Origin of the sequence: Methylobacterium sp. J-092 (assembly GCF_022829325.1) — a bacterium.
Taxonomy (GTDB): Bacteria; Pseudomonadota; Alphaproteobacteria; order Rhizobiales; family Beijerinckiaceae; genus Methylobacterium.
The window spans coordinates 22,730-37,188 of record NZ_JAKSXU010000069.1 but is presented as its reverse complement, the minus strand read 5'-3'; the positions used below and the strand labels follow the sequence as shown (position 1 = coordinate 37,188).

Sequence of the window (14,459 nt, the reverse complement as noted above, 5' to 3'; positions counted from 1 at the left end):
GGTTTCTCAAGAAGGGTTGAAGATGCAGCCGCCGTCCTCCGCCATCGCGCCGACGGATCCACACCGTCACGGTAGCTCCGCGGGCGAGGCCTCGGTGATCGTTGAGGTGTCGGCGTGAGCGCCGAGGCGAGCCCGCTCGACCTGGCGCAGGCGCTGCTGCGCTGCCCCTCGGTGACCCCGGAGGAGGGCGGGGCGCTTGCGCTGCTCGACCGGATCCTCACCGCGGCCGGGTTTGCCGTCTCGCGGCCGGTCTTTTCCGAGTCCGGCACGCCGGACGTCGAGAACCTCTATGCCCGGATCGGCACCGGCGCGCCCTGCCTGCTGTTTGCCGGCCATACCGACGTGGTGCCGCCGGGAGACGCCGCCGCGTGGCGGAGCGGCCCGTTCGCGGGCGCGGTCGCCGACGGCGTTCTCTACGGGCGCGGCGCCGTGGACATGAAGGGCGGCATCGCCTGCATGCTCGCCGCCACGCTCCGGTTCCTGCAGGCGCGCGGCCCGGGTCTTCCCGGCTCGATCGCCTTCCTGATCACCGGCGACGAGGAGGGGCCGGCGGTCAACGGGACCGTCAAGCTGCTCGACTGGGCGAAGGCCCGGGGCGAGCGCTTCGACCATTGCCTGCTCGGCGAGCCGACGAACCCGAGCACCCTGGGCGAGATGATCAAGATCGGGCGGCGCGGCTCGCTCACCGGCAAGCTCACCGTCCACGGGCGGCAGGGCCACGTCGCCTACCCGCACCGGGCCGAGAACCCGATCCCGGGCATGCTGCGCCTCGCCTCGGCGCTGGCCGCGGACCCGCTCGACGGCGGCACCGCGCATTTCGACGCCTCGAACCTCGAGTTCACGACGATCGACGTCGGCAACCCCGCGACCAACGTCATCCCGGCCGACGCGCGGGCGGTGTTCAACATCCGCTTCAACGAGGGATGGGACGCGCAGACGCTCGCCGCCGAGATCCGCCGCCGCCTCGACGCGGCCGCCGGCGGCACGGTCCGCTACGCCCTCGACCTCGCGCCCTCGAACTCTCCGGCCTTCCTGACCCAGCCCGACGCCTTCGTCGCGCTCGTCTCCGACGCGATCGAAGCCGAGACCGGGCTGCGTCCGAAGCTCTCGACCACCGGCGGCACCTCGGACGCGCGCTTCATCAAGGATTTCTGCCCGGTCATCGAGTTCGGCCTCGTCGGCGAGACCATGCATCAGGTCGACGAGTGCGTGCCGGTCGCCGACCTCGACCGCCTGACGGCGATCTACGGCCGGATGCTCGACGCCTACTTTCCGGCGTCGGGCCAGACGGGTGGGCCCTCGGCGGGATAATCCACGCCGACGAAGCACAGCCCGCAGGCGGGCGCCATCGGGCCGCAGCGGCTGCGGTCGCGCGAGGCCAGGATGTCGGCGACGCCGGCCGCATCGAGGCGTCCGCTTCCGGCGAGCATCAGCGTGCCGACCATGCTGCGGACCTGATGGTGCAGGAAGGAGCGGGCGTGGGTCTCGACCACGATCTCCTCCATCGATCCCATCTTACGGCGGGCGACGTCGAGGCGGTCGAGGGTGCGCACCGGGCTGTTGGCCTGGCACTCGGCGGCGCGGAAGGCGGTGAAGTCGTGCAGGCCGAGCAGGCTCTGCCCGGCCGCGTGCATCGCCGCCGCATCGAGCGCCCAAGGCACGTGCCATACTTGGCCGCCGGTGAAGGTCGGCGGGCTGCGCCGGTCGAGGATGCGGTAGCGATAGTGCCGCCGGATCGCCCAATGCCGCGCGTTGAAGTCGGGGGGGACGATCTCCGCCGAGAGGATCGAGACCGGCACCCGGCGTAGATGCGCGTTCAGCGCGTCGCGCACCACGTCCGTCCGCCACGCCTTGGCGAGATCGAGATGGGCGACCTGATGCGTCGCATGCACGCCGGAATCGGTGCGCCCGGCGCAGGTCAGCCCCTGCGTCTCGCCCGAGAACCGCGTCACCGCCGTCTCGATCGCGCCCTGCACGCTCGGCGCGTCGGCCTGCCGCTGCCAACCACGGAAGGGCGCGCCGTCGTACTCGATGACGAGCTTGTAGCGCGGCATCAGGGTCGTCTCTGCAGGTGAGCGGAGGACGCGCCTTTCCCTCCCCCCCTGCGGCGCAGGGTACCTTCCCCCGCAGAAGGTGGAGGGAACGGGCGGTTGTCGATTTCCCTCATCCGAAACGCGCGCCGGCAATCACCCGCGCCCCGCGCAGGAACTCCGCGCCGCTGCCGCTGCCGCTCTTTCCGGCGCGTCGGACCTCCAGGATCCGCACGGCGCCCGAGCCGCAGGCGACCGTGGCGTCGGCGTCGAGGAGCGTTCCGGCGACGCCCGATCCGGTGGCGGGCAGAGCCCGGAGCACCTTCACCCGCTCGGCGCCCTTCCCGAGGTCCACCTCGAAATAGGCGCCCGGGAACGGGCTCAACCCGTTGATCTGCGCCGCGACCGCGTCGGCATCCCGGGCCCAGTCGATCCGCGCCTCGTCGTTGGTGATCTTCCTGGCGTAGAGCACGCCGTCCTCAGCCTGCGGCCGGAAGGTCAGAGTGCCGGCGTCGAGCTCCTGCAGAGCTTGCGCCATCAGGTCGGCGCCCGCCGGCATCAGCGCGTCGTGCAGGTCGCCCGTGGTCATGCCGGGGCGGATCGGGATGCGGGCTTCCAGCGCCACCGGCCCGGTGTCGAGGCCGGCTTCCATCCGCATCACGCCGACGCCGCTCATCCCGTCGCCCGCCATCACCGCGCGGTGGATCGGCGCCGCCCCGCGCCAGCGCGGCAGCAGCGAGCCGTGCAGGTTGAGGCAGCCGTGGCGCGGCGCGTCGAGGATCGCCTGCGGCAGAAGCATGCCGTAGGCGACGACGACGGCGACGTCGGCCCGGTGGCGCGCGAAGGTCTCGGCGGCCTCGGCGTCCTTGAGGGTCGACGGGGTCAGGACCGGCAGGCCGAGCCGGTCCGCGAGCGCATGGACGGGGGAGGGGCGCAGCGCCATGCCGCGCCCGGCCTTCGCCGGCGCGCGAGTGTAGACCGCCGCGATGGCGTGGCCGTCCTCGGAAAGACGCGCGAGCGTCGGCACCGCGAAATCCGGGGTGCCCATGAAGACAACGCGCATGTCCGGTGTCCGATCAGGCCGCGTCGCGCTTGGCCGCCTTGGTGAACTTCTTCACGATCCGGTCGCGCTTGAGCTTCGACAGGTGATCGATGAACAACACGCCGTTGAGGTGGTCGATCTCGTGCTGGATGCAGGTGGCGAGCAGGCCGGACGCCTCGATCTCCTGCACCGCCCCGTCGAGGTCGCGGAACCGCACCCGCACCTTGTCCGGCCGCGTGACCTCGCCGTAGACCTCCGGGATCGAGAGGCACCCCTCGTCGTAGACCCGCGTCTCCTCGGAGGCCCAGACGATCTCGGGATCGAGGAAGATCTGCGGGTTGCGCACGCCCTCCTCCTTGGAGGTGTCGATGGTCACCATCCGCTTCGTCACGCCGATCTGGATCGCCGCGAGGCCGACGCCGGGCGCGTCGTACATCGTCTCGAGCATGTCGTCGGCGAGGGTGCGGATCTCCTTCGTCACGGGGCCGACCGGCTCCGACGGCAGGCGCAGGCGCGCATCGGGCAGGATCACGAGGGGACGGATCGTCATGGCTCGACCGGGTGACGGGGCAGGTGGCGGGGCGGGCGTGTCGCCGGAATAGGATGCGGGGGGAGGGCGGTCAAATGCCCGCGCCGCCGCCGCCGCGGCAGGTCCTAGAACGCCGTGCGGCTGCGGATCGCCGCCGTCAGCGTGCCCTCGTCGAGATAGTCGAGCTCGCCGCCGACCGGCACGCCGTGGGCGAGCCGCGTCACCGTCAGGCCGAGGTCCTTGATCGCGTCGGTGACGTAGTGGGCCGTGGTCTGCCCGTCGACCGTGGCGTTCAGCGCGATGATGATCTCCTTCACCTCCGGTCGGGCCGCCCGCTCCACGAGGCTGGCGATGTTGAGGTGCTCGGGCCGGACCCCGTCGAGGGCCGAGAGCACGCCGCCGAGCACGTGGTAGCGCGCCTGCACCGCGCCCGAGCGTTCCAGCGCCCAGAGATCGGACACGTCCTCGACCACGACCAGCAGCGTCGGGTCGCGCGACGGGTCGCTGCAGATCGTGCACGGATCGCAGGTGTCGACGTTTCCGCATTCGCGGCAGACGACGATGCGCTCGACCGCGACCCGCATCGCGTCGGCCAGCGGCGCGAGCAGCGTGTCCCGCTTCTTGATGAGCTGCAGGGCCGCCCGCCGGGCGGAGCGGGGCCCTAGGCCCGGCATCCGCGCGAGCAGCTGGATCAGGCGCTCGATCTCGGGGCCGGCGACGGCTTGCGGCATGAACGGTTCGTTTTCCTGGGCGGGGCCGGGTCGGGGCGGGAGCGCCCATGCGATACCGCCGAACGCGGCCGGGATGAAGGCGGCGTGGGGTCCCACGCGGCGGCGATGCGATGCGCTCGGGTGAACGGTTTCCGGCCCCCTGACAAGCGGCCCTCGTCTGTCCCCCTCCACCCTTCGTCCAAGTTGACGGCGAAAGCTTGCCGCCTATCCAAGACGAGCCGGGAGCGGCGAACCAGCGTGCGGCGGTCCTGTACGACCGCACGGACGCTCCCATGATCCGGCGCCTGGCGCGCCCGGAGCAGCGACACGGCGCGAGCAGGGGCCCGGGAGAGAGACCTTGAGCAACATCGGCGATCATAACGCGGCCCACGGCGCGGAGGCGATCGGCCTGCGCAACCTGAAGGCCGTGCACTGGAACCTCGAGGCCCCGCGCCTCTACGAGGAATCCCTCGCCCGCGGCGAGAGCCGCCTGGCGCGCGGCGGCGCGCTGGTGGCCACCACCGGCAGCCATACCGGGCGCTCGCCCAAGGACAAGTTCGTGGTGCGCGACGCGAGCACCGAGAACGAGATCTGGTGGGAGAACAACGGCGCGATCACGCCCGACCAGTTCGCCGCCCTGCTCGCCGACTTCCAGGCCCACGCCGAAGGCCGCGAGCTGTTCGCGCAGGACCTCTACGGCGGCGCCGACCCGGCGCACCGGGTGAAAGCGCGGGTGTTCTCGGAATTCGCCTGGCACTCGCTCTTCATCCGCAACCTGCTGATCCGGCCGCCGCGCGCCGAGATCGCGGCCTACGTCCCGGACATGACGATCATCGACCTGCCGAGCTTCCAGGCCGACCCGGCCCGCCACGGCTGCCGCTCGAAGACCGTCATCGCCATCGACTTCACCCGCAGGATCGTGCTGATCGGCGGCTCGGCCTATGCCGGCGAGATGAAGAAGTCGGTCTTTACCTACCTGAACTACATCCTGCCGGGCGCCGGGGTGATGCCGATGCACTGCTCGGCCAACGCCGCCCTCGACGCCGAAGGCGGCTCGGCGATCTTCTTCGGGCTGTCGGGCACCGGCAAGACCACGCTCTCCAACGATTCCTCGCGCAAGCTGCTCGGCGACGACGAGCACGGCTGGAGTTCGGACGGGATCTTCAACTTCGAGGGCGGCTGCTACGCCAAGACCATCCGGCTCTCGCGCAACGCCGAGCCCGAGATCTACGCCACCACCGAGCGCTTCGGCACGGTGATGGAGAACGTGGTGATCGACCCCGAGACCCGGATTCCGGATTTCGACGACGCCTCGCTCACCGAGAACACCCGCTGCGCCTACCCGCTCGACTTCATCGCCAACGCCAGCGACACCGGCCGGGCCGGGCACCCGAAGAACATCGTGATGCTGACCTGCGACGCGTTCGGCGTGATGCCGCCGATCGCCAAGCTCACCGGTGCGGAGGCGATGTACCACTTCCTCTCCGGCTACACCGCCAAGGTCGCCGGCACCGAGCGCGGGCTGACCGGGCCCGAGGCGACGTTCTCGACCTGTTTCGGCGCGCCGTTCATGCCGCGCCACCCGAGCACCTACGGCAACCTGCTGCGCGACCTCATCGCCCGGCACGACGTCGATTGCTGGCTCGTCAACACCGGCTGGACCGGCGGCGGCGTCGGCACCGGGCGGCGGATGCCGATCCGCGTCACCCGCCGGCTGCTCACGGCGGCGCTCGACGGCTCGCTGTCGAAGACCGAGTTCCGGCGCGACCCGTATTTCGGCTTCGCGGTGCCGGTCTCGGTGCCCGGCGTCGAGCCGCACATCCTCCAGCCGGTGAAGACCTGGGCCAACAAGGCGGCCTTCGCCGAGACGGCGAACCGGCTCGTCGGCATGTTCAAGGAGAACTTCAAGCGCTTCGAGCAGCACGTCGACGCGGACGTGCGCGCGGCCGAGCCGAACGCGCAGGCGATGGCGGCCTGAGGGGCTCGGGTCTTCCCTCCCCCTTGGGGGGAGGGAAGGGTACGCGTCCGACCGTAGCCTCAGCCCGGCTTGCGCTCGCTCAGGAACGTCTTCATCCGCTCGAGCGCGCGCAGGATGTTCTCGGCCGAGTTGGCGTAGGACAGGCGGATGTAGCCCTCGCCGTGCACGCCGAAATCCGGGCCGCCGATGACGGCGACGCCGGCCTCCTCCAGCAGGGTCGAGGCCAGGGCCTTGGCCTTCCAGCCGGTGCGGCCGACGTTCGGGAATGCGTAGAACGCGCCCTTCGGCACGATGCAGGAGACGCCGGGTAGGTCGTTGAGGCCGTCGACCACGATCGTCCGCCGCCGGTCGAACTCGGCGACCATCTCGGCCACGCAATCCTGCGACCCGTCGAGCGCGGCGATGCCGGCCCACTGCGTCGCCGCGTTGACGCAGGAATGGGCGTTGACTGCGAGCTTGCGCGCCGCCTCGTAGAGCGGCTTCGGCCAGACCGACCAGCCGAGCCGCCAACCGGTCATCGCGTAGGTCTTTGAGGCGCCGTCGAGATAGATCAGCCGGTCGCGGATCGCGTCGTACTTGAGCAGCGAGTGATGCGCCTGCCCGTCGTAGGTCATGGTGCCGTAGATCTCGTCCGACATCACCGCCACGCCGGGGTGGTCGGCGAGCCCCTTCACCAGAGCGTCGATCTCGGCCTTCGGGGTCACGCCGCCGGTCGGGTTCGCCGGCGAGTTGACGATGAGCAGCCGGGTCCGCGGCGTGATCAGCGCCAGGGTCTCCTCGGCCGAGAAGGCGAAGCCGTTGCCCTCGCGGATCGGCACCGGGACCGGCGTCGCGCCGGTGAACTCGATCATCGAGCGGTAGATCGGGAAGCCGGGGTCGGGATAGAGGATCTCGGCGCCGGGCTCGCCGAACATCAGGATCGCCATGAACATGGTGACCTTGCCGCCGGGCACGATCATCACGCTTTCGGGTGAGATCTCGACGCCGTGGCGCCGGTGGATGTCGCGGGCGACCGCCTCGCGCAAGGGAAGGATGCCGGTGGCCGGCGTGTAGCCGTGATGGCCGTCGCGCAACGCCTGGATGCCGGCCTCGACGATGTGGGCCGGGGTTGGCATGTCGGGCTGGCCGATGCCGAGATTGATGACGTCGCGCCCCTGGGCCGCCAGCGCGTTGGCCCGCGCGAGGACGGCGAAGGCGTTCTCCTCGCCGATACGTCCGAAGGCCGGAACGATCTGCATCATGGAAACGCCCTCGTGATTCGCGCAGCCGAGCCTCGCGATTGCCCGGCGCGCCGTCCTGCCCGGAACGGAGCCTGCTCCCTGCACGCCGCGTGCCGGGAGGGACGCAGCGCTCAGTTCTTGGAGCGCTCGGCCAGCTTGCTCGCGCCGAACGACAGCGCCACGGCGATGACGGCCAGGATCACGAAGGTCTTCACCGACGCGTAGAACAGGGCCGGCTCGATGCCGGTGTCGGTGTAGAGCACGAGGCCGATCGCGGCGAGCGGCAGCGAGATCAGGATGAAGAGCGGAACGAGCGGGTTCATGAACGGCACTCAGGTCGTGCGGGGCGGCGGCGCAGCCCTCGCGCTTGGACGGATCGCTCGTCCTTAGCATCCCGGCGTGGCCGTGGGGACACCCGGCGCACCGTTTTTTTGCCGCGCGATCGAGCCTGGCCGCAGCTCAGATCGACAAATATCGGCGGGGTAGCAACGCGGACATTTTTACGAGATCGATCGGCGTTGCTAAGAAAGACGCAAGTCTCGGCGTTTATGTTCGCCCTCAACAAGGGGAAACCGAATTGATGCGCTCACCTGTGTCGAAGCCGCGCTCGATCATGTCGGATCGCGCGCAGATTGACGCGCTGGTGCTGCAGATCGGCAGGCTGGTCCGTCATCGCGGCTACGTCCGTACGAACGTCGCCAGCGCGATGCTGCTCAAATATCTTCCCTCCGACGCCGGGTACGACTGGAGGGGCGAGGCAGGATTGCAGGTCCGTTTCCACGAGGCCGGCCTGGACCTGAAGACCCTGGAATACCTCCTCACGAGCGCCCGTCTCGAGATCACGCACATCCAGGAACGCGCCCGCTGACGAGCCTCGGGCGGCGCGGCCCTCACGCCGGCACCCGCACCGTCGCCCGCAGGCCGCCGAGCGGGCTGTCGTGGAGCGAGACGTCGCCGCCATGGGCACGGGCGATGTCGCGGGCGATCGACAGGCCGAGGCCCGAGCCGCCGGCATCCTGCCGGGCATCGTCGAGGCGCACGAACGGCTTGAACACCTCCTCGCGGCTCTCGAGCGCGATGCCCGGGCCGTCGTCGTCGATCGAGACGAAGAACGCCCGCGCCTCGGCCCGGCCGGAGATCGCCACCGTCTCGCCGTAGCGCGCGGCGTTGGCAGCGAGGTTGAACAGGCAGCGCCGGAACGCGTCCGGCCGGACGGTGACCGAGGGCGACCCGGCCAGCTCGAAATCCGAGACCTGGGCGCCGAGGCGCTCGACGTCGGTGCGCAGGTCCTCCAGCAGGGCGCGCATGTCGGTCGGCGCCGCGTTCTCGGCCGAATCACCGCGGGCGAAGGCGAGGTAGCCTTCCAGCATCCGGCTCATCTCGTCGACGTCGCGCGAGAGCTCGTCGATCTCCGGGGTCTGCTCGATCAGGGCGAGCGAGAGGCGGAACCGGGTGATGATGGTGCGCAGGTCGTGGCTCACGCCGTTGAGCATCGTCGTGCGCTGCTCCATCGCCCGCTCGATTCGGCGCTTCATCTCGATGAAGGCGTGGCCGGCCTGGCGGACCTCGCGGGCGCCGCGGGGGCGGAACTCGATCTCGCGGCCCTTGCCGAAGCCCTCCGCCACCGCGGCCAGCCGCAGGATCGGCTTGATCTGGTTGCGCAGGAACAGGATCGCCACGCCGAGCAGCACCATCGACGAGCCGATCATCCAGACCAGGAAGATGTGCGAGTTCGAGGCGTAGGCCTGCGAGCGGCGGGCGGTGATGCGCATCACCCCGTCGGGGATCGCGACACGGATCTCGATCAGGTTCGAGCGCCCAACGGTGTCGATCCAGAACGGCCGGCCGATCTGCCGCTTCAGCTCGTCCGACAGCGCCTCGTCCAGGATCGAGAAGAACGGCCGCGGCCCCGGCGGCGGGATCTTGGCCCCCTTCAGGATGTCGAGGTCGAGGTTCAGCCGCTCGCCGGCGATGCGCGAGAGCGTCTCGGCGTCCTTGTCCTGGGGATAGACCTCGTAGATGTCGATCAGGGCCGCGACGTCGGCGGTGACGGCCGAGGACAGGCGCTTGGTCACCAGCTGCCAGTGCCGCTCCATGAAGGTGTAGGCGATCACCGATTGCAGCAACACCACCGGGGCGATGATGATGATCAGCGACCGGGCATAGAGCCCCTTCGGCAGAAGGTCGCCGATGGCGCGGGCGAGCCGCTTCCACAAGGTGCGCGGGCCTCCCAGCCGGCGCTGGGCCGGGCGACGCACGGTCGCGAGGTCCGGCGCGGTCATGCCGGGCACCGTGCGGTGCGGGGTGCTGTCGTGCCGGGGAATGTCGGGGCCGGCGGGAGGCGGCGCATCGGGCGAAGGTCCGGGCGGAGGCCCCGGAAGCGGGACGTCCGTCTTATGCCACTGCCGACGCGCCGCTCCAACGCGCGCTCGGTCCGACGCCGATCAGGATGCCGGCGCCGAGCAGCACGAGGCGGCCGTCAGGCCGTCCTCGCGCACCTCGTGCGTACCGGCCTCGGTGCTGCGGATCCGATAATTCGGCGCGCCCGCCTCGGCCGGCAACAGGCCGATCACCTCGAAGATGCGGTTGCCGTTTCGCGCCGCCGCGAGGTCGCGGCGACGCACGAGCTGCCCGAGATGAAACTTGTGGCCCATGTCGTGCTCTCCCACTGTCGCGCTCCCTTACGCGACGCGGGGCGGCTTCGGTTTCGCTTCGGGGATCGGCGAACGCGAGAGACTGAGGATCGTCCGCTGCGGACGCCCCGACTTCTGGGCGATCTCCTCGTCCTGTGCCGAGATCACCTCGCGGGCCGGCTCGTCGCCGTCGAGACCACCGAGGATCTCCATCGGGACGCGGCGGTTCGAGGCCTGCGAACCGTCCTCGTAGACGACGTCGAACAGCACGGAGCCTCGCTCCTGCGGCCTTTGCCTGGTGCGCTTACTCATTGCCTGCTTGGGGTTGGGGTCGACGTGAAACGCCGCCCAGGGATGGAACGGCTCCCGATCGATGGGCGGACCGGGGCGGGAGACGCCACCCGGCCCGTCAGCGGGAGCCGCATGCGGCTGGCGAGAAGGGCCTCGGCCGGCATCGAGGCTGAGATGGCGCAGGTCCGCGCGTTTGGCAACGCACGGCACGTCCGCGCGCCTTGCAGACGTCCGCGCGCGAGACGCCGAAGACGTTGGGGCCGTGCGCGGCGACCGCTCGCAGCCGCCGTGGCGCATCAGCCGGCGAGGGAGAGCTCGCTCTCGTTGGCGGCGCGCTCGCCGGCCGAGGACTTGATCCGGTAGCAGGGCTCGCCGGTCCGGTCCTCGGGCATCAGGCGGACGATCTCGCACAGCAGGCCCGAGGCATCGTCCTTGACGGAGCCGAAGCCGCCGCGCGACTGACGGACACGCTGGCCGAGCTTGAACTTGTGGGACATCGTACATCACTCCTGATCGCCGCGACGCCGGCTGCCGGACCCGGGGCGGGTGCGACGTTCGAAGTGACGGATTCGGCTGGGTCTGGTGGCGCCGGCCCGCCCGCCGCGGCCTGAGCCGTGTCGGTCGGATCGTCGCCGGGGCTCGGCTGTGGGCCTACTTGCGCGCGCGCAGCTTGCGCGCCGCGAAGCGGGCGTCGCGTGCCTCTTTCTGCTCGGCGGCCAGGGCGGCCTGACGCTCGGCCTTCTCGGCGGCAATGCGCAGCACCTCGGCGGCCTCGAACTCGCGTTGGGCCTTCGCCTCGGCGACGCGCTGGATCTCGGCGGCGACCCGGGCGGCCTCGCGCTCCTTGTTGCGCTCCTCGCGGGCCTCGATCACGGCCTGACGCTCGGCCTGGCGGGCGACGACGGCGGGATCATCGGCGGCCGGCCGCGAACGATAGCGCGCCAGCATCGCTTCCCGCGCCTTCGCAGCGGTCTCGAGCCGGTCGGAGAACTGGTTGTCCTTGGATTGATTCACACAAGATCCTTATGCGCCACCGGCCCCATGCCGGCTGCGGTCAGACAGGTCGGACCGAATCGCAAGGCTCGCGGCCCATGACGCTCGGCGGATGGCGGCCGCCCCGCCGTGGCGGGACGCGGTCGGCGATGAGACTCGCTCATCGCGCTTTGGTCGCAACGCTCCGAAAACGCGCGAAGCCGTCCCGGGTGGGACGGCTTCGACGACGATCCGAGGCGAACTCGGTGCTCAGGCGGCCTGGAGGCTGCCGGCGGACTGCTTGCCGCTACGACGATCGGTCTCCATCTCGTAGGAGATCTTCTGGCCTTCGGTCAGGCCGCGCATTCCGGCGCGCTCCACAGCCGAGATGTGCACGAAGACGTCCTTGCCGCCGTCATCCGGCTGGATGAAGCCGAAGCCCTTCTGATCGTTGAACCACTTGACGGTGCCGGTGCTCATAGAAAATTCCGTATCTTATCAGTCGTCATAATTCGACCGGCGCATGTGAATCACGCGCCAGGTCGCGGGTCGTCGAAATGTGGGAGAAAATCAGCGCACGTCCATTACGGACGGAACGGCCGGATATCTGGCCAGAGATCGATGTTGTACTTTTTGCACACTCGGAGACATTTAGCAAACACCGCGTGCGACGAACACGAAAGCGCGCGTCTCGATCCGAGAACCGCACGGTGGGTCGACGGCAAAACGTTCGGCGGGAATGCGGGAAAGCGTGCTAGGCTCGGGTCATGCCCGCCACGCGCTCGTGCGGACGGTCTCTTCCTTCGAGGTGGACATGGCGCGCATCCCCGAGACCGGTGACTCCTCCGTCGTTTCGATGGCGGAATACGACAAGCGCGCCAAGCGGATCTCCGGAAACACGAGCGAGATCGCCGAGGACCTGAAGAAGAGCCGCCAGGCGACGAGCCTTCGCCTGATCGAGACCGCCGAGCGCAAGGCCTCGACCCCGCGCCTGACGCTCGTCGGCTCCGGCGAGGAGCCGGCCGGCACCGACTGATCGGCCCTTGGCGCGATCGGAGCGGCCGGACGTATCAGCAAGCCCGCGCGTCGCGTTCGCGGGGGCTGAACGTACGATCCCGAAGGCATCGCGCGATCGCGGACGAGCCGCTACGGCAGCGCCAGGCTGCGGCGGGCCCGGCGGCGCTGCAGCCACAGGCTCGCCGCGAGCGCCGTGCCGATCACCACGGCCGACACCGCCGTCGTCAGGCTTCCCAGCGCGTAGATCTCCGGCGTCGTCACCGTGGTGGTGAGACCCTGGAGCTCGAGCGGCAGGGTGTTGCGCCCGCCGATCGCCTGGCTGGTGCGGGCGAGCTCGTCGAAGGACAGGGTGAAGCCGAACAGGGCGACGCCGACCAGGGCCGGCGCCAGGATCGGGACCACGACGTGGCGCAGCGTCTGCGCTCCGGTCGCGCCGAGGTCGCGGGCGGCCTCCTCGTAGGCCGGATCGAACCGGTTGAAGACCGCGAACATGATGAGAAGGCCGAAGGGCAGCGTCCAGGTCAGGTGCGCCCCGAGCGCCGAGGTGTAGAGCCCCATGGCGGTGCCGTGGTCCTGCAGCCATCCCCAGCCGGTGGCGGCCGCCAAAGCGTTGATCGCGTCGTCGACCAGACGGAACTCGAGGCCGATCCCGAGGGAGACCACGATCGAGGGCACGATCAGGCTGGCGACCGCGATGGCGAACAAGGCGTTGGCGCCGCGAAAGCCCTTGCGGAAGGCGAGGCCCGCGATGAACGCCAGGACGACGGTGAGCGCCATCACCACGAAGCCGAGGCGGAGCGAGCGCCCGAACGCCGCCCAGATGTCGACGATGCCGCCGCCGGCCCAGAGCTTGGCGAACCAGTGCGTCGAGACGCCGTTCATCGGAAACGTCAGGCCGCCCTGCGGACCCTGGAAGCTCAGCGCCAGGATCGTCAGGGTCGGGCCGTAGAGGAACAGCACGTAGAGCGCGAAGAACGCGGCCAGCGCGGCGAAGGCCAGGCCTCGGGGACGATCGCTCACGCCGAAGGCTCCGTCATGGTCAGAGTTCCCGCCGCAGGTCGATCACCCGGGTGAGCCCGAGGATCATCATCAGCACGGCGGCGAGCAGCACCACGGCGTTGGCGGCCGCGGCCGGGAACTGCAGGTACGACATCTGCACCTGGATCACCTTGCCGACCGACGCGATCTGCTGGCCGCCCATCACGCCGACGGTGACGAAGTCGCCCATCACGAGGGTGAGCACGAAGATCGTCCCGATGGCGATGCCCGGCTTGCACAGGGGAACGATCACGCTCCACAGCGTCTGCCACCCCGTGGCCCCGGCATCGTAGGCCGCCTCGATCAGCGACCGGTCGATCCGCGCCATGCTGTTGAAGATCGGCACGATCATAAAGACCGTGTAGAGGTGCACGAAAGCCAAGGTCACCGAGAAGTCCGAGTACAGCAGACCCTCGATCGGGCTCCCGATCACGCCCATCCCCTGCAGGGTGTCGTTGACGAGGCCGTTGCGCCCGAGCAGCGGAATCCACGAGATCATGCGGATCACGTTCGAGGTCCAGAACGGGATCGTGCACAGCAGGAACAGCCCCATCTGCACGGTGCGCGAACGGACGTGGAAGGCGAGGAAGTACGCGACCGGGAACCCGATCAGCAGCGTGAAGGCCAGCGTCAGCGCGCAGAACTTGAGGGTCGAGAGATAGGTCCGCGCCGTGGTGCACGGGTCGGCGAGGTTGCCGCAGCCCTCGAACACGTCGCGGTAGTTCTGCAGGGTGAAGGCCGGGATGATCTCGTACTCGTTGTACTCCCAGAAGCTGACCATCAGCGTCAGCAGGAGCGGGATCGCGAGGAAGACCAGGAACACCAGCGCCATCGGCGCGGCCTGGAGATAGGCGAGGGGCCGCCGGCGGCGGGCCGGGGCGGCCTCGGCCCGAACCGAATTCGCCGGCACGTCGGCGACGGCGGGAAGCGCAACGTCGCTCATCGCGAGCCCTCCGACCGATGCAGCGGGCGCCGTTCCCTTCCGCGTCCGCGGGCGAC

Annotated in this window: 18 protein-coding genes; 4 read left to right on the top strand and 14 right to left on the bottom strand. The window is 70.0% G+C overall.

What is annotated here, in order from left to right; translation table 11 throughout:
* The first annotated feature begins 114 nt into the window (after positions 1-114).
* A complete protein-coding gene (dapE, locus tag MKK60_RS07145) occupies positions 115-1,311 on the top strand; it encodes a succinyl-diaminopimelate desuccinylase (protein ID WP_243984693.1) in 1,197 nt (398 codons plus the stop codon).
* Here dapE and truA read toward each other — a convergent pair.
* From truA to recR, 4 genes are all read right to left on the bottom strand, one after another.
* Positions 1,266-2,054, bottom strand: coding sequence for a tRNA pseudouridine(38-40) synthase TruA (gene truA, locus MKK60_RS07140; RefSeq protein WP_243984691.1), 789 nt, complete (start codon positions 2,052-2,054; stop codon positions 1,266-1,268). The genes dapE and truA overlap by 46 nt on opposite strands.
* A 109-nt stretch (positions 2,055-2,163) precedes the next feature.
* Positions 2,164-3,093, bottom strand: a complete 930-nt coding sequence (fmt, locus tag MKK60_RS07135) for a methionyl-tRNA formyltransferase (protein WP_243984689.1) — start codon at positions 3,091-3,093, stop codon at positions 2,164-2,166.
* Positions 3,094-3,106: 13 nt separating this feature from the next.
* Positions 3,107-3,622: a peptide deformylase gene (locus MKK60_RS07130; RefSeq protein WP_147859132.1), complete on the bottom strand. Its 516-nt coding sequence runs from the start codon at positions 3,620-3,622 to the stop codon at positions 3,107-3,109.
* 104 nt (positions 3,623-3,726) lie between these two features.
* Positions 3,727-4,332, bottom strand: coding sequence for a recombination mediator RecR (recR, locus tag MKK60_RS07125; protein ID WP_147730063.1), 606 nt, complete (start codon positions 4,330-4,332; stop codon positions 3,727-3,729).
* A gap of 337 nt (positions 4,333-4,669) precedes the next feature.
* Between recR and MKK60_RS07120 the strand changes: the two genes are divergently transcribed.
* Positions 4,670-6,289, top strand: a complete 1,620-nt coding sequence (locus tag MKK60_RS07120; protein WP_147859656.1) for a phosphoenolpyruvate carboxykinase — start codon at positions 4,670-4,672, stop codon at positions 6,287-6,289.
* 59 nt (positions 6,290-6,348) lie between these two features.
* On the opposite strand, the gene MKK60_RS07115 is transcribed toward MKK60_RS07120, so the two are convergent.
* Both MKK60_RS07115 and MKK60_RS07110 read right to left on the bottom strand, forming a co-directional pair.
* Positions 6,349-7,530, bottom strand: a complete 1,182-nt coding sequence (locus tag MKK60_RS07115) for a pyridoxal phosphate-dependent aminotransferase (protein WP_243984686.1) — start codon at positions 7,528-7,530, stop codon at positions 6,349-6,351.
* 110 nt (positions 7,531-7,640) lie between these two features.
* Entirely contained in the window at positions 7,641-7,832 is a 192-nt protein-coding gene (locus MKK60_RS07110) for a hypothetical protein (RefSeq protein WP_147726916.1), read from the bottom strand.
* Between the two features lie 44 nt (positions 7,833-7,876).
* Between MKK60_RS07110 and MKK60_RS07105 the strand changes: the two genes are divergently transcribed.
* Positions 7,877-8,377, top strand: a complete 501-nt coding sequence (locus MKK60_RS07105; RefSeq protein WP_243984684.1) for a hypothetical protein — start codon at positions 7,877-7,879, stop codon at positions 8,375-8,377.
* Positions 8,378-8,399: 22 nt separating this feature from the next.
* On the opposite strand, the gene MKK60_RS07100 is transcribed toward MKK60_RS07105, so the two are convergent.
* The 6 genes from MKK60_RS07100 to MKK60_RS07075 all read right to left on the bottom strand — a co-directional run bounded on the left by MKK60_RS07100 (position 8,400) and on the right by MKK60_RS07075 (position 11,885).
* Complete coding sequence (locus MKK60_RS07100; RefSeq protein ID WP_147842574.1) at positions 8,400-9,791, bottom strand: ATP-binding protein; 1,392 nt, start codon at positions 9,789-9,791, stop codon at positions 8,400-8,402.
* 162 nt (positions 9,792-9,953) lie between these two features.
* Positions 9,954-10,163 (bottom strand): hypothetical protein, encoded by a 210-nt coding sequence (locus MKK60_RS07095; RefSeq protein WP_147726911.1) that lies wholly within the window; start codon positions 10,161-10,163, stop codon positions 9,954-9,956.
* Positions 10,164-10,190: 27 nt separating this feature from the next.
* A complete protein-coding gene (locus MKK60_RS07090; protein ID WP_147726909.1) occupies positions 10,191-10,454 on the bottom strand; it encodes a hypothetical protein in 264 nt (87 codons plus the stop codon).
* Positions 10,455-10,729: 275 nt separating this feature from the next.
* A complete protein-coding gene (locus tag MKK60_RS07085) occupies positions 10,730-10,930 on the bottom strand; it encodes a hypothetical protein (RefSeq protein WP_147842575.1) in 201 nt (66 codons plus the stop codon).
* A 154-nt stretch (positions 10,931-11,084) separates the two neighbouring features.
* Positions 11,085-11,447: a DUF6481 family protein gene (locus tag MKK60_RS07080; RefSeq protein ID WP_147726905.1), complete on the bottom strand. Its 363-nt coding sequence runs from the start codon at positions 11,445-11,447 to the stop codon at positions 11,085-11,087.
* 228 nt (positions 11,448-11,675) lie between these two features.
* Positions 11,676-11,885, bottom strand: coding sequence for a cold-shock protein (locus MKK60_RS07075; RefSeq protein WP_147726903.1), 210 nt, complete (start codon positions 11,883-11,885; stop codon positions 11,676-11,678).
* 334 nt (positions 11,886-12,219) lie between these two features.
* On the opposite strand from MKK60_RS07075, the gene MKK60_RS07070 reads away from it, so the two are divergent.
* Positions 12,220-12,441, top strand: coding sequence for a hypothetical protein (locus MKK60_RS07070; protein ID WP_147726900.1), 222 nt, complete (start codon positions 12,220-12,222; stop codon positions 12,439-12,441).
* A gap of 110 nt (positions 12,442-12,551) precedes the next feature.
* Here MKK60_RS07070 and MKK60_RS07065 read toward each other — a convergent pair whose 3' ends face one another.
* Both MKK60_RS07065 and MKK60_RS07060 read right to left on the bottom strand, forming a co-directional pair.
* Positions 12,552-13,442, bottom strand: a complete 891-nt coding sequence (locus MKK60_RS07065; RefSeq protein ID WP_243984681.1) for an ABC transporter permease — start codon at positions 13,440-13,442, stop codon at positions 12,552-12,554.
* Between the two features lie 19 nt (positions 13,443-13,461).
* Positions 13,462-14,403, bottom strand: a complete 942-nt coding sequence (locus tag MKK60_RS07060) for an ABC transporter permease (RefSeq protein WP_243984679.1) — start codon at positions 14,401-14,403, stop codon at positions 13,462-13,464.
* Positions 14,404-14,459 lie beyond the last annotated feature (56 nt).

Excerpts from the sequence above, each read along its gene's own strand:
- truA (WP_243984691.1), bottom strand. The coding sequence starts at position 2,054 with ATGCCGCGCTACAAGCTCGTCATCGAGTACGACGGCGCGCCCTTCCGT.
- fmt (WP_243984689.1), bottom strand. The coding sequence starts at position 3,093 with ATGCGCGTTGTCTTCATGGGCACCCCGGATTTCGCGGTGCCGACGCTC.
- MKK60_RS07130 (WP_147859132.1), bottom strand. The coding sequence starts at position 3,622 with ATGACGATCCGTCCCCTCGTGATCCTGCCCGATGCGCGCCTGCGCCTG.
- recR (WP_147730063.1), bottom strand. The coding sequence starts at position 4,332 with ATGCCGCAAGCCGTCGCCGGCCCCGAGATCGAGCGCCTGATCCAGCTG.
- MKK60_RS07115 (WP_243984686.1), bottom strand. The coding sequence starts at position 7,530 with ATGATGCAGATCGTTCCGGCCTTCGGACGTATCGGCGAGGAGAACGCC.
- MKK60_RS07110 (WP_147726916.1), bottom strand. The coding sequence starts at position 7,832 with ATGAACCCGCTCGTTCCGCTCTTCATCCTGATCTCGCTGCCGCTCGCC.
- MKK60_RS07100 (WP_147842574.1), bottom strand. The coding sequence starts at position 9,791 with ATGACCGCGCCGGACCTCGCGACCGTGCGTCGCCCGGCCCAGCGCCGG.
- MKK60_RS07095 (WP_147726911.1), bottom strand. The coding sequence starts at position 10,163 with ATGGGCCACAAGTTTCATCTCGGGCAGCTCGTGCGTCGCCGCGACCTC.
- MKK60_RS07090 (WP_147726909.1), bottom strand. The coding sequence starts at position 10,454 with ATGAGTAAGCGCACCAGGCAAAGGCCGCAGGAGCGAGGCTCCGTGCTG.
- MKK60_RS07085 (WP_147842575.1), bottom strand. The coding sequence starts at position 10,930 with ATGTCCCACAAGTTCAAGCTCGGCCAGCGTGTCCGTCAGTCGCGCGGC.
- MKK60_RS07075 (WP_147726903.1), bottom strand. The coding sequence starts at position 11,885 with ATGAGCACCGGCACCGTCAAGTGGTTCAACGATCAGAAGGGCTTCGGC.
- MKK60_RS07070 (WP_147726900.1), top strand. The coding sequence starts at position 12,220 with ATGGCGCGCATCCCCGAGACCGGTGACTCCTCCGTCGTTTCGATGGCG.
- MKK60_RS07060 (WP_243984679.1), bottom strand. The coding sequence starts at position 14,403 with ATGAGCGACGTTGCGCTTCCCGCCGTCGCCGACGTGCCGGCGAATTCG.